Below are 12,733 nucleotides of genomic sequence, written 5' to 3'. Positions count from 1 at the left end.
CCATTGGCCGCCGGCTGCCAGGTTGCTGATATTTTGCATATTCAGGAGAATAGCCATGAAACTTCAAGCTGTTCTGCCCCTCGTGACCTACCCGGATCCCAATTCCGACAAGGTCGCGGCAAATGCGGTGGCGGTGGCGCGGCAACTTGGCGCCAGTCTGAATGCGCTTGCCGTGAACGTGGACATCCCCCAGGTCTCCAGCGCGCTGTCACGGGTGTTGCTCGATGTCCCGGCCATGGTTCGCGAGGCTAAGGCGCTGAGCCATGATCGTGGCAGGCATCTGTTGGACACCGTGGTGAAACAAGCCGACCAGGCTGGTGTCGAATTGACCACCGGAGAGATCGCGGCTGCGCCGGCCATGCTCGGCGAATGCGCGGCCACGTCGGTGCGTTATTTCGATTTCGCCCTGATCGGATGGGAAGGACGGAACCCAGGCTCCCGCCTGATGGCCGAGGCCGTCGTGTTCGGCTCGGGCCGGCCGACGATCCTGTTGCCGGACGCCAGCGACGTCGCGGCATTGGATCATGTGGCGATCGCTTGGGACGGCAGCCGTGTAGCGGCGCGAGCGGTGGCGGACGCCAGGCCGCTCCTCGAAAAGGCAACCAAAATCTCCATCCTGACTGTGCTCGACGAGAAGCCGCTTGCCGAATCCGGGATCGGTGAGAGGCTTGCCGATCGGCTGCGCAAGGGCGGCTTGCCGGCCGAGGCTCATAACGTGCGTGCGACGGGTCGTCCGATTGGGACCGCGCTCCAGGACGATGCTCTCGAACTGGGCGTCAATCTTCTCGTGATGGGCGGCTATGGACATTCCCGCGTCCGCGATTTCGTTCTCGGCAGCGCCACCGAAGGGGTGCTGGACGAGTTGCGGCTGCCGGCGCTTCTGTCGCACTGAACGGGAGGATCAGCGCGTTTAATCCGCCGGCGCAAGTAGCTCTTCCCATTTTGCGGAGGGGCGATGTCAGGCGAGACCAAGGAACGCAGCCAGCGATCGTGTTACCGAAAGCATAGTTTCGTCGTCGAGACGGCCGAACGCCGCACCAAGTTTGTCTCGTTTCACCGACATGGCCTTGTCCACCATCACCTGTGATGGTTTGTTGAGGGCGTTTTCTGGCCTCGGCTGAACGGTCAACCGGATCAATGGGGCGTCCACCAGCGTTCCCGATATCAGCAGCACCGTGACGGTGCCGGTATGCTCGAAAAGGTCCGACTGAATCACAAGAGCGGGACGCGGTTTGCTGAAGTCGCCGGAAATGGCAACGGTCACCAGCTCGCCGCGCCTCACGCGTCGTCCTCGTGATCCATGTCGGCGAAGGCGGCGTCCATGAACGCCTCGAGATCGCGGTCGGCCGCATCGGCCGCTGCTACCACAAGGGATTGACGACGGCATTCTTGCGCAAAGCCCGGACGGCGAGTGTCCGGAACCCAGATTTGAACCGGACGCAACCCGGCCGCACGCAGCGCGTCCCGGCGCTTCTGTACCCTTTCGCTGACAGGTGCAGGCACCAAATCCTCCATATGTCCTGTTACATGTAACATTAGGTGAGCGATGCCACACCGTCAAGATGCCGAAGGAATCAGTCATGGGAGAGCTGGCCAGCCGACACAAGGCTATGCCTGTTCCAGACTATCGCGGCCCTGCTGGTCGGCGGTTCCTCCTCGGTCAGAATTCGCACCGCGGCTCCATCGAGGTCGTCGTACTGGCCGCTCTTGAGCGCCCACAGGAAGCCGGCCAGCCCGGCTCCTCCCAGGAACAGGGCGACGGGAATGAGGAGCGCGAGCATTGTCATTCTGCGGGCACCAGCTTGCCGCTGTTCATCGCGGGCACGGTCTCGGCCTTCGTCTTTCCGATACGCAAGCCGAGGCGCAGGGCGTTGCCGATGACGATGAGGGAAGAGCCGGACATTGCGATCGCGGCAATCAGCGGCGTGACGTAGCCCAGGATCGCAATCGGAACCGCGATCGCGTTGTAGGCGATCGCCAGCGCGAGATTCTGGCGGACAAGGCGGTCTGCCTTGCGCGCTACTTCGATTGCCAGTGGCACCGCGGAAAGGCTGGAACGCAGGAAGACGAAGTCGGCGGCGTTGCGCCCGATGTCGGCCGCCGTCGCCGGCGCGATGGAGACATGCGCCCCTGCCAGTGCCGGCGCGTCGTTCAAGCCGTCGCCGACCATGGCGGCCTTGCGCCCCTGGGCCGCCAGCCCGGCAAGGCGCTCCACCTTGTCGGCGGGCAGCAGGTCGGCCGAAACGGTCTCGATACCAAGCACCTTGGCGACGCTCTCGGCAACGGGCGTCCGGTCTCCGGACAGGACCTCGAGCGCGTAGCCCGATTGATGCAGGCTTCGGACCGCGGATGCGGCGTCGGGGCGAAGCGCGTCTTCGAAGTCGAAGCGCGCCCGCAATACGCCGCCCTCGGCAAGAACGGTTCCGTCCTGCCGCTCCGCACTGGTTTGGTCGACACCGCTCAGGGCCCACGCGGCCCGGCCGAGCCGCCAAGTCCTGTCGCCAACAATGGCCTCGATGCCCAGTCCGGGCTGCTCGACGATCCTCCGGCACGAGACGCCGGCGTGTCCGGTCGAAGCCCGTGCAATGGCCGCGGACAGGGGATGGCGCGAGTGACGCGCGAGCGCCGAGGCAATGGCCAACGCATCCGGGTCGATCGAGGCGACGTTGACGAGGCGAGGGTGGCCAAGAGTCAGCGTTCCGGTCTTGTCGAAGACGACGGTGTCGACTTCCGCCAGGCGTTCCATGGCCGAGCCATCCCTGACCATGATGCCGTTCTCGAACAGCCGACGCGCCGCGACAACCTGGACGATCGGCACGGCGAGACCCAGGGCGCAAGGGCAGGTGATGATCAGCACCGCGATCGCGATTGTTATGGACAGGTGCCAGTCGCCCGACACGATCATCCAGCCGACGAATGTGGCCAGCGCCGTCAGATGCACCACCGGTGCGTAAAGCGTGGAGACACGATCGGCGATGCGGCGATATTGCGCGCGGCCGCCTTCCGCCGCTTCCATCATGCGCAGCATCTCCGAAAGGAAGGAATCCCTCGCGGTCGCTAAGGCTTCGACCGTCAATGGACCGGTCAGATTGTGCGTGCCCGCGCGGACGATACTGCCGGGCGCCACGGCCTGCGGAGCGCTTTCGCCAGTGATCAGCGAGGCGTCGAGTTCGGAGCGGCCGTCGATCACGCGGGAGTCGACGGGAATACGATCGCCCGCGGCGATGAACAGGCGCATGCCAGCTTCGATCTCGGCAAGCGGACGGTAGTCGCGTGCGCCGTTGGCCCCAATGGTGACGGCGCCGCGCGGAGCGAGCTTTGCCAGGCCGAGCACGGCGGCGCGGGCGCGATTGCGCATGACATGATCGAGAGTGCGCCCGATCAGCAGGAAAAAGAGCAGCGACACGGCCGCGTCGAAATAGGCATGCGGACCGTGGTTGATGGTCTCGTAGAGGCTCATGCCATAGGCGAGCGAGACGCCCAGCGCGATCGGTACGTCCATGTTCATGCGCCCGTGGCGCAGCGCCGACCATGCGGAGCGGAAGTAGATGCGGCCCGCGAAGGCGAGGGCGGGGATCGCGATCAGCGCGGAGACCCAGTGGAAAAGGTCGCGCGTGGCGTCCTCGGCGCCCGACCAGACCGAAACCGAAAGAAGCATGATATTGCCGGCGGCGAAGCCCGCGATCGCGACGGCGCGGATCAACTCGGCGAGCGTTTCATCCTTTTCCGCGCCGGCGATGTCGAACAGATTGGCCTCGTATCCGAGCCCCCCGATCGTATCCGTTATCGGCGGCACGTCGTCGCCGCGCCAGCGCACGGATACGCGTCGGGTCGACAGGTTGACGCGAGCGCTCTCGACCTGATCGAGCCGCCCGACCGCTTCTTCGATCTTCTGGATGCAGGCGCCGCAATGAACGCCCGGTACGGAAAGATCGACCTGATGGAGCCCGTTGCCCAGTGCCCGGGAGGCGAGCTTGAGTTCGTCCGTCGAAGGCAGTCCGTGGGTGGGCCGATCAAGCTCCAGGCCCGCTTCGGCGCCGGGTGCGCAGCAACTCATTCGACCACTCCGTTCGAGATCACGATGCGGCGCACCTCACGATAGGGACGCTCCCGTCCGATGTCGGCATCGGTTTCGATGATCCATATCCCGTCGCGCGGTGTCTGCGAGGCTACGAATGTGCCGTCGTCTGCGCGTTCGAGCGTCAATGTCCAGTCTTCCGCTTCGTAGGCAGGGCGGCGGAAGGTCACGATCACCGCCTTTGGCTCGATCCTCGTGCCGGCGGCATCGACCAGGCGATAGCGGATCTCGCCATCCGCTATCCTCAACGTGCTCTTCCATCCAAGTGCCGCCTGGGCGCGACCTTCCCTGGCCTTGCGGTTGAACTGCTGGCTTGCGACGTAGGAATTCTTCACGACGAAGCCCGTCCAGCTCGTGCTGGCGAAAGTCGCCATGGTCAGATTGACGGCAATGATCGTGCCGAAGAAGGCAAGCATCAGGCCGATCATGTGTCGTCCGGTGAACTCACCCTTGCCTTGACGCGTCATCTCGATTTCTCCGGCGCCCTGAAGGTCGCGACATATTCGTCTTGTTCGAAACTGGCCTTGTCCTCGACGACGAATTTGAAGCTGGCCGTGGCGTCGCCGACCTGTTCGCGAGGCTGGCGCACGAAGACCTTGAGGGTCTTCAATCGATCGGGCTCGAGCAGGACGGCCACCGAACGGTCCGCGGGCTGATCAATCCCGGCCACGCTCATTTCGGCACCCGGCAGGCCTTCCAGGCTGAGGATGACGGTGCGCGGCTCGGGAACCATGTTGAGCAGCTTCACCGTGTAGCCATTTCGGATCGAACCGTCCGACAGCCTGACGAATTGCGGATTGCGGTCATGGAGTACGTTGAGTTCGAGCCTGTCGCGGGTGAGCAGGGCGTAAAGCATGGCCAGGCCGATCAGGGTCCAGACACCGAAATAGACGAACGTCCGTGGCCGCAGGAGCTTGCCGATGCGGAATTGTGCGATGTTGTCGGAGAGCCTGCCATCGGCGCCGCGAACGCGCGTCGGGTCGATCGGCTGGGTTACTCCTGCCGTCGCGAACGCCATGTTGGCGTTGTAGTCGGCGAGGGTCGCGTAGGAAATGAGGCCGCGCTCCTTGCCCAGCTTGTCCATGACCGCATCGCAGGCATCGATGCAGAGCGCGCAGGTGATGCATTCCATCTGCTGTCCGTCGCGGATGTCTATGCCCATCGGGCATACGGCGACGCAGGCGTTGCAATCCACGCAATCGCCGACCGACTTGCCGGCAGCCAAGGCTTTCTTGGCATGGCGCGAGCGCGGCTCGCCGCGCCAGTCATTATAGGTGACCGTGAGGGATTGGTCGTCGAGCATGGCCCCCTGTATGCGCGGCCAGGGGCACATATAGGTGCAGACCTGCTCGCGCATCAGACCGCCGAACGTATAGGTCGTCGCGGTCAGAACCCCGACGGTCGCGTAGGCGACGGGAGCGGCATCACCCGTGAAGAAATCCAGGAAAAGCGTGGGGGCATCGGCGAAATAGAATATCCAGGCACCGCCGGTCGCCACCGCGATGGCGAGCCAGGTCGCGTGCTTGGCGGTGCGCAACGCAAGCTTGCGAACGTTCCAGGGTGCGGCCTCCAGCTTCATGCGCGCGTTCCGATCGCCCTCGACCCACCGTTCGACGACGAGGAAAAGGTCGACCCAGACCGTTTGAGGGCAGGTATAGCCGCACCATGCGCGGCCGATCGTCGAGGTGACGAGGAACAGGCCGACGCCGGCCATGACCAGAAGGCCGGCCACGAAGAAGAATTCCTGCGGCCAGATCTCGATCGGGAAGAAATAGAAACGCCTGTGCGCGATATCCACCAGAACCGCCTGGTCCGGTGCGTAAGGGCCGCGATCCCAGCGAAGCCATGGCGTCAGATAATAGATGCCGAGCGTGACCAGCATCACCAGCCACTTGAAACGACGAAAGCTTCCCGAGGCCCGTTTGGGGAAGATCTTCTTGCGAGGCGCATAGAGAGGCTGGCGCTTCTTCGCGGAATTCACCGCCTCGGCTTCCAGCCTCTCGACTTCCATCTGATTCAGCATTTGAACGTTCCGGGCCTTTTCCTGCGCGGGCGATCCTCCCCGAGGCCGCGGCTTCCGAAATATGATCGCGCAGGGCTCGGCCGGGCGCGTTGATTCAGCTCAAGGGCACGACCAGTCATGTTCACTTTATTCGCCGCCACCCAACGAATGGACATAGACGGCGAGCTCCTTGACGGTGATGTCGCCGAGGCGCGAGCCCCATGCCGGCATCACGCCATGCCGCGGGGCGCGGACCTGCCGTGTGACCGACGCCGCGTCCGAGCCGTAGAGGGAAATCGCGTCCGTCAGATCCGGCGCGCCGAGTTCGCGATTGCCCTTCGCGTCGTCGCCATGGCAGGCGACGCAGTTCTCGGCGAATACCGTGCGGCCGGCTTCCGCCAATTTCGCATCGGCTTCTCCACCCGACAGCCCCGCTACATAGGCCGAGACCTCCGCAATCTGGGAAGGATCGAGCACGTCGGCAAAAGCCGGCATCTCGGATGTCCTGGTATCATCATCCCCGGAGAAACGAACGCCATGGGTGATCGTGGTGTAGATCTGCTCGGGGCTGCCGCCCCATAGCCATTCGTCGTCGTTGAGGTTCGGATATCCCTTCGCCCCCTCCGCGCCGGAACCGTGGCACTGCACGCAATTGACCTTGAATGCGGCGCCTCCCGCTGCGATAGCGAATTCGCGCAGGGCCGGGTCGGCAATGATCCCGGCGACATCCGTGGACTGTATCGCGGCGACGTAATCGCCTTTCGCGGCTTCAGCGGCCGCCAGTTCGGCCTTGATGTCGGCCCGGCTCGAGTAGCCGAGGAGGCCGGACGTCGCGGTCCGCAGCATGGGCCAGGCGGGATAGGCTATCGTGTAGGCCAGCGCCCAGACGACTGTGGCATAGAAGGTCCAAAGCCACCAGCGCGGCAAGGGGTTGTTGAGCTCCTTGATGCCGTCCCATTCGTGGCCGGTCGTGGCGACGCCCGAGACCTCGTCGATTTGTTTCTCGCTCATGCTCAATCTTCCTTGAAAGGAATGCGGGCAGCTTCGTCGGCGGTCTTCCGGCTTCCCGGCCGGAAGGCGAAGAAGGCGATGCCGACGAAGAACAGGGTCATGCCCAGCAGAGCCCAGCTGTCGGCGAATTCCCGCAGGGTGTGGTAGTCCATTGTGGTTCTCCTCAGCGGTAGCCGGCGGCCTCGTCATAGGTCGAGAAATCGACCAGCGTGCCGAGCATCTGAAGGTAGGCGACCAGCGCATCCATCTCCGTGACCACCTGCGGATTGCCGTCGAAGTCGCCGACCTTCGCCTTGGGATATCGGGCGAGCAGATCCGTCGTATCGGCATTGGGGTCGGCCTGGGCCTTCAGATCGGCGTCGGCATTGGCGATCATCTCCTCGGTGTAGGGCACGCCGACCTTCACATTGGCGACGAGCTGGGTGGAGAAGTCCTTCACCGACAGCGAGGTGTCCTTAAGGAACGCGTAGCTCGGCATGATCGATTCCGGCACCACCGACCGGGGCTCGATGAGGTGCTGAACGTGCCACTCGTTGGAATAGCGGTCGCCGACGCGGGCGAGGTCGGGTCCTGTCCTCTTCGACCCCCATTGAAACGGATGGTCGTACATGGACTCCGCGGCCAGGCTGTAGTGGCCGTAGCGCTCCACCTCGTCGCGGAACGGCCGGATCATCTGGCTGTGGCAGTTGTAGCAACCCTCGCGGATGTAGATGTTGCGGCCGGCAAGCTCGAGCGGCGAGTAGGGCCGCATGCCTTCCACCTTCTCGATCGTGTTCTCGAGATAGAAGAGCGGTGTGATCTCGACGATCCCGCCGATCGTCACCACGAGGAAAGATCCCGCCAGAAGCAGCGTGGCGTTCTTTTCCAGGATCGCGTGTTTGTCCATCAAGGCCATTGGTGGGCTCCTATTCAGCCGGCTGCAGCGCAGGTATCGAGCCGGCTACCGGCTCCTCGTCGCGCTGGTGGCCGAGGATGGTCATGGTGACGTTGAAGGCCATGATCAGCGCACCTGAGAGATAGAGGGCGCCGCCGAAGGCGCGCATGACGTAGTAGGGATGCATGGCCGCGACGGTTTCGGCGAAGGAGTAGACCAGGAAGCCCTGCTCGTTGTACTCGCGCCACATCAGGCCCTGCATGATGCCGGACACCCACATCACGGCCGCGTAGACGACGATGCCGAGGGTTGCCAGCCAGAAGTGCCAAGTCACCATGCGCACCGAATAGAGCCGCTCGCGGCCCCACAGGCGCGGCACCAGGAAGTAGACGGCGCCGAAGGTGATCATCCCGACCCAGCCCAGCGCGCCGGAATGCACGTGGCCGATCGTCCAGTCGGTATAGTGGGACAGCGAGTTGACCGCCTTGATGGACATCATCGGACCTTCGAAAGTCGACATGCCGTAGAAGGCGACCGCCACCACCATCATGCGGATGATCGGGTCCGTGCGGATCTTGTCCCAGGCGCCGGATAGCGTCATCAGTCCGTTGATCATGCCGCCCCAGGAAGGCATCCACAGCATGATGGAGAACACCATGCCCAGGGTCTGCGCCCAGTCGGGCAGGGCGGTGTAGTGGAGGTGGTGCGGACCGGCCCAGATGTAGAGGAAGATCAGCGACCAGAAATGGATGATCGAGAGCCGGTAGGAATAGACCGGACGCTCGGCCTGCTTCGGGATGAAATAATACATCATGCCCAGGAAGCCGGCTGTCAGGAAGAAGCCCACCGCGTTGTGGCCGTACCACCATTGCGTCAGTGCGTCCTGCACGCCGGAGAAGGCGGAGTAGCTCTTCGTACCGAGGAAGGAGGCAGGCACCGCCAGGTTGTTCACCACGTGCAGCATCGCGATGGTTACGATAAAGGACAGATAGAACCAGTTGGCGACGTAGATGTGCGGTTCCTTGCGCTTGAGGATGGTGCCAAGGAAAACGACGAGGTAGGCGACCCAGACGACCGTCAGCCACAGATCGACATACCATTCCGGCTCGGCATATTCGCGGCTCTGGGTGATGCCGAGCAGGTAGCCGGTCGCCGCCATGATGATGAAGAGCTGATAGCCCCAGAACACGAACCAGGCGAGATTGCCGCCGAAGAGCTTCGCCCGCGACGTGCGCTGCACGACGTAGAGGGACGTAGCGATGAGCGCGTTGCCACCGAAGGCGAAGATCACCGCCGAAGTGTGGAGCGGACGCATCCGGCCGAAGCTGAACCACGGTTCGACATTGAGGTCGGGGTAGGCGAGTTGGAGCGCCACGATCACGCCGACGAGAAAACCGACGACACCCCAGAACACGGTCGCGACCGTCCCGTAGCGGATGGGGCCGTCCATATAGGGGGAGTCTTCCACGAACTTTTGGCCCGCATGGGCGAAGGTGGTGTTGCGCATGAGAAGCACCGTTCCCGCGATCAGAGCGAAAAACAGCACCCACATATGCGCGCGAAAGAGGTCGTCTGCGGCGAAGGCTGCTCCCAGCAGCGCAAAGAAGGCCGCAAGGCCTACGCCGACGATTTCGGCTCCGTATTTCATGTGCGAGTCCCCAGCGGCAGAATCGTTGGGCGGAATCGAAAGGCCGGTTCCGCGCAAGCAGCTTCTGTCTTCGGGCCGCACTACCGTCCTTGATCTGGGTCAAGGCGGGGTCGCCATGTCAGGTTAGCGTTGCTCGGACCCGCGGCCTCCCACTATTCGGGCGGTTCGGGCAGGAGCAGCTTTTGACGAGGATCGGAATCCGCGACGGGACCCATCACGCCGGGCATTCGGCGGGCCATCCCTTGTCGTTGCTGCGGCAGGCGCATGCAACGAAACTTGCCATGTGCGATCGTCTGGAGGCGATTGCCGATTCATTGCCTTTGGATGTCAGCCGTTTCGAGTGCGAGGCGGTTGCCCGCGCTATCGTGCCGTTGCTGGAAAGCGCCCAGCGCTTCGAAGAGGAGGTGGTGTTCCCTTACTGCGAAGAGCTTTCGTCCGGATGTCCATCCATCGCGGCGTCTTTCGAGCGGCTGAAGGCCGAGCATCGCGAGGATATGAGTTATGGCGAAGAGGTCGCCGAGGCCCTCCTGATGGTCGGAACGCAGAGGCCCGTTTCTGGAGCCGAGGCGCTCGGCTTCATGCTGCGCGGTTTCTTCGGCGCCTTGCGCCGCCATGTCTCCTTCGAGGAGGACTATGTCGGTGTGATTGCCGTGCGGGAGAGATAGGCGGGAAGATCAGTCGCCAGCGCGCCGGCCCAGCCGTTCCATGTCGCGCACGGTGACATGGCGGTTGTTTTCGATCGCGATCACGCCGTCCTTGCGCAGGATGGTCATCTGCCTGCTCACCGTCTCGATGGTCAGCCCGAGGAAATCGGCGATATCCGCACGCGTAAGAGGCAGATCGAACACCACCTCCTTCTGTGGTGCCGGGCCAGCGGGGTCGATGTTGCGCGCAATCAGCAGAAGGAAGCTTGCGACTTTTTCGGACGCGGTCTTGCGGCCGAGCGTGACCATCCAGTCGCGCGCCTCATCGAGTTCCTTCAGCGTCTGCACGAGCAGGCGATGCTCCAGTTCGGGCGATTCCTTCATCATCCGCTCGATCGATGCTTTCGGGAACGAACACAGCGACACTTCGGTCGCCGCTTCGGCGTTCAGCGCGCTTTCTGCCTTGAAAGGGCGACCGAGGAAGTCGGGCGCGAACTGGAGGCCGACGATCTGCTGGCGGCCGTCGGCAAGGGTCTTGGAGAGCTTGATGACCCCGGACAGCACATTGGAATAGCTGGCGACCTTCTCCGCGTCGCCCACCAGTTCGGAGCCCGTTTCGACCTGCTGCTTCCACGACTGCTTGGCCAGCACGACGAGTTGCGATGGCTCCAAAGCGCCGCAGAGGCCGCGATGCCGGGCCTCGCAGGACTGGCACAGGACGGGGATTTCGGAGTTGTGTATGTCTTGGCGGATGGTCATGGTGATGGGCCGGCACATTACTCGCTTTGTTCAGGCCCACCTATCGGCTTAGTAGCGGCTTTTTGTCTCTCGCGCCGCCGCTTGATCGAAGTCAAGGCACCTTGGCCGCCTTGCTCTATCGCTGAAGCGAAAAGGAGCTTCGCAATGGACGAGGATCTCATCAGGAAATACGCGACGCCGGCGCCGCGCTACACCAGCTACCCGACAGCTCCGCACTTCCATGCCGGTATTTCCGCCGGTATCCATCGCGGCTGGCTGGCCGCGCTTGACCCGGACGCGACGGTCTCGCTCTATATCCACGTTCCGTTCTGCGACAGACTCTGCTGGTTTTGCGCCTGCAACACAAAGCAGGTGCGCCAATACGCCCCTCTGTTGCGGTATCTCGAAGCGCTTCATTCCGAGATCGAGACGGTCGCGACCGTGCTGGACGGCAGGGCACGTGTCGGAGCCGTACATTACGGAGGGGGCTCGCCCACGATGCTGGAACCGCGCGACCTTATCGCAGTCGATGAACATCTGCGCAGCCGTTTCCGCTTCCTGCCCGATGCCGAGATCGCCGTCGAGATCGACGCCAATGACATGGACGAAGCTCGCTTCGACGCGCTTGCGGCGATTGGCTTGAGCCGCGCGAGCCTGGGCGTGCAGGATTTCGATCCCAGGGTGCAGAAGGCGATAAACCGGGAGCAGAGCTTCGAGGATACGCGGACCGTGGTCGAGGCGGTGCGCAGGCGCGGGGCGAGGTCGGTCAATCTCGATCTTCTCTATGGCCTTCCCCACCAGACCGAGGTTAGCGTCGCATCCACGGCGGAACAGGCCTTGGCGCTCGCGCCGGACCGTCTTGCCCTGTTCGGCTACGCCCACGTGCCCTGGATGAAGAAACACCAGGCCATGATAGACGAGGCGGTGCTTCCCGACCCCGTCGAACGCTTCCGCCAGTTCGGCCGGGCAGCCTCGCTGATTTCCTCGGCGGGCTACGAAGCGATCGGCCTCGACCATTTCGCCAGGCCTTCCGACGCGATGGCGCTTGCCAGCCGGGAGCGCTGGCTGCGGCGCAATTTCCAGGGCTATACCTGCGATCGTGCGGATGCGCTGATCGGGCTCGGAGCATCCTCGGTCAGCCAGTTGCCTCAGGGCTATGTCCAGAACGCGCCTGCCGCCGCCGACTATGAGCGTCGCGTCTTGTCGGAGGGGCTGGCAACCGTCCGCGGCATCGAGCTTACGGCCGCCGATCGTGTGAGATCCTGGGTGATCGAGCGGCTGATGTGCGATCTCGCTTTTTCGCGCTGCGAACTTCTGACGAGGTTCGGCGAAGCTGCCAGTCCCATCCTGGACGAGGCGGACCATCTGGCTGCTTCCGACAGCGACGGACTCTTCGAGCGGCGGGGAAACCGCTACGCCGTGACGGAACGCGGCCGCCTTTTCGTGCGCAGCATCGCCGCTGCCTTCGACCGCTATCTGCAGACTGGCGCTGGACGGCATTCCGCTGCGGTCTAGGTAGGTTAGGTCAGACGGATTGGCTGGGCGGGCTTTTACGACCGCTTCGAGCTCATATGGAGCTTTGCAGTGGAGGGGCTGGTAACATGGAGAAGGTGGCTCTTTGCCGCAGTCACGGTATTCAAGGAGCGCGACCGCCGCAGACGAGCACAAGACCTACACGGTCCGGGAGCTTCGCTCCGGCCAACGCGAGGCGCGTGTCGAAGCAGCGGCCAGCGGGCGA

13 protein-coding genes and 1 pseudogene are annotated in these 12,733 nt (G+C 63.5%); 3 read left to right on the top strand and 11 right to left on the bottom strand.

The annotated features are described in order from the left end of the window. Positions 1–55: 55 nt before the first annotated feature. A complete protein-coding gene (locus ACCO56_RS09320) occupies positions 56–892 on the top strand; it encodes a universal stress protein (protein WP_433639969.1) in 837 nt (278 codons plus the stop codon). Positions 893–958: 66 nt separating this feature from the next. On the opposite strand, the gene ACCO56_RS09315 is transcribed toward ACCO56_RS09320, so the two are convergent. The 10 genes and pseudogenes from ACCO56_RS09315 to ccoN all read right to left on the bottom strand — a co-directional run bounded on the left by ACCO56_RS09315 (position 959) and on the right by ccoN (position 9,613). Further along, positions 959–1,282: a type II toxin-antitoxin system PemK/MazF family toxin gene (locus ACCO56_RS09315; protein ID WP_433639967.1), complete on the bottom strand. Its 324-nt coding sequence runs from the start codon at positions 1,280–1,282 to the stop codon at positions 959–961. Beyond that, a complete protein-coding gene (locus ACCO56_RS09310; RefSeq protein ID WP_433639964.1) occupies positions 1,279–1,515 on the bottom strand; it encodes an antitoxin MazE family protein in 237 nt (78 codons plus the stop codon). Before ACCO56_RS09310 ends, ACCO56_RS09315 begins: the two co-directional genes overlap by 4 nt. A 128-nt stretch (positions 1,516–1,643) precedes the next feature. After that, positions 1,644–1,787 (bottom strand): annotated as a pseudogene (gene ccoS, locus ACCO56_RS09305) (cbb3-type cytochrome oxidase assembly protein CcoS); the annotation flags it as partial. Beyond that, entirely contained in the window at positions 1,784–4,057 is a 2,274-nt protein-coding gene (locus ACCO56_RS09300; RefSeq protein WP_433639963.1) for a cation-translocating P-type ATPase, read from the bottom strand. The gene ACCO56_RS09300 and the pseudogene ccoS, both read right to left, overlap by 4 nt. Then, entirely contained in the window at positions 4,054–4,551 is a 498-nt protein-coding gene (locus ACCO56_RS09295) for a FixH family protein (protein WP_433640852.1), read from the bottom strand. Before ACCO56_RS09295 ends, ACCO56_RS09300 begins: the two co-directional genes overlap by 4 nt. Beyond that, positions 4,542–6,101 carry a cytochrome c oxidase accessory protein CcoG gene (gene ccoG, locus ACCO56_RS09290; protein ID WP_433639961.1) on the bottom strand — a complete coding sequence of 520 codons (1,560 nt, stop codon included), beginning with the start codon at positions 6,099–6,101 and terminating at the stop codon, positions 4,542–4,544. The genes ACCO56_RS09295 and ccoG overlap by 10 nt, the downstream gene beginning before the upstream one ends. Before the next feature lie 126 nt (positions 6,102–6,227). After that, entirely contained in the window at positions 6,228–7,091 is an 864-nt protein-coding gene (gene ccoP, locus ACCO56_RS09285; protein ID WP_433639959.1) for a cytochrome-c oxidase, cbb3-type subunit III, read from the bottom strand. Between the two features lie 2 nt (positions 7,092–7,093). After that, positions 7,094–7,243 (bottom strand): cbb3-type cytochrome oxidase subunit 3, encoded by a 150-nt coding sequence (locus tag ACCO56_RS09280; RefSeq protein ID WP_433639956.1) that lies wholly within the window; start codon positions 7,241–7,243, stop codon positions 7,094–7,096. An 11-nt stretch (positions 7,244–7,254) separates the two neighbouring features. Continuing rightward, complete coding sequence (gene ccoO, locus ACCO56_RS09275) at positions 7,255–7,986, bottom strand: cytochrome-c oxidase, cbb3-type subunit II (RefSeq protein WP_433639953.1); 732 nt, start codon at positions 7,984–7,986, stop codon at positions 7,255–7,257. A gap of 10 nt (positions 7,987–7,996) precedes the next feature. After that, a complete protein-coding gene (gene ccoN / locus ACCO56_RS09270) occupies positions 7,997–9,613 on the bottom strand; it encodes a cytochrome-c oxidase, cbb3-type subunit I (RefSeq protein WP_433639950.1) in 1,617 nt (538 codons plus the stop codon). 182 nt (positions 9,614–9,795) lie between these two features. Here ccoN and ACCO56_RS09265 point away from each other — a divergent pair, with 182 nt between their 5' ends. Continuing rightward, positions 9,796–10,278, top strand: a complete 483-nt coding sequence (locus ACCO56_RS09265) for a hemerythrin domain-containing protein (RefSeq protein WP_433639948.1) — start codon at positions 9,796–9,798, stop codon at positions 10,276–10,278. 9 nt (positions 10,279–10,287) lie between these two features. On the opposite strand, the gene ACCO56_RS09260 is transcribed toward ACCO56_RS09265, so the two are convergent. Next, positions 10,288–11,016, bottom strand: coding sequence for a Crp/Fnr family transcriptional regulator (locus ACCO56_RS09260; protein ID WP_433639946.1), 729 nt, complete (start codon positions 11,014–11,016; stop codon positions 10,288–10,290). Between the two features lie 144 nt (positions 11,017–11,160). Between ACCO56_RS09260 and hemN the strand changes: the two genes are divergently transcribed. Next, entirely contained in the window at positions 11,161–12,510 is a 1,350-nt protein-coding gene (gene hemN / locus ACCO56_RS09255; RefSeq protein WP_433639944.1) for an oxygen-independent coproporphyrinogen III oxidase, read from the top strand. Positions 12,511–12,733: the final 223 nt, after the last annotated feature.

Origin of the sequence: Mesorhizobium sp. 1B3 (genome assembly GCF_050958605.1) — a bacterium.
Taxonomy (GTDB): domain Bacteria; phylum Pseudomonadota; class Alphaproteobacteria; order Rhizobiales; family Rhizobiaceae.
The sequence above is the reverse complement of the archived record's forward strand: the minus strand, read 5'-3'. Positions and strand labels throughout refer to the sequence as shown.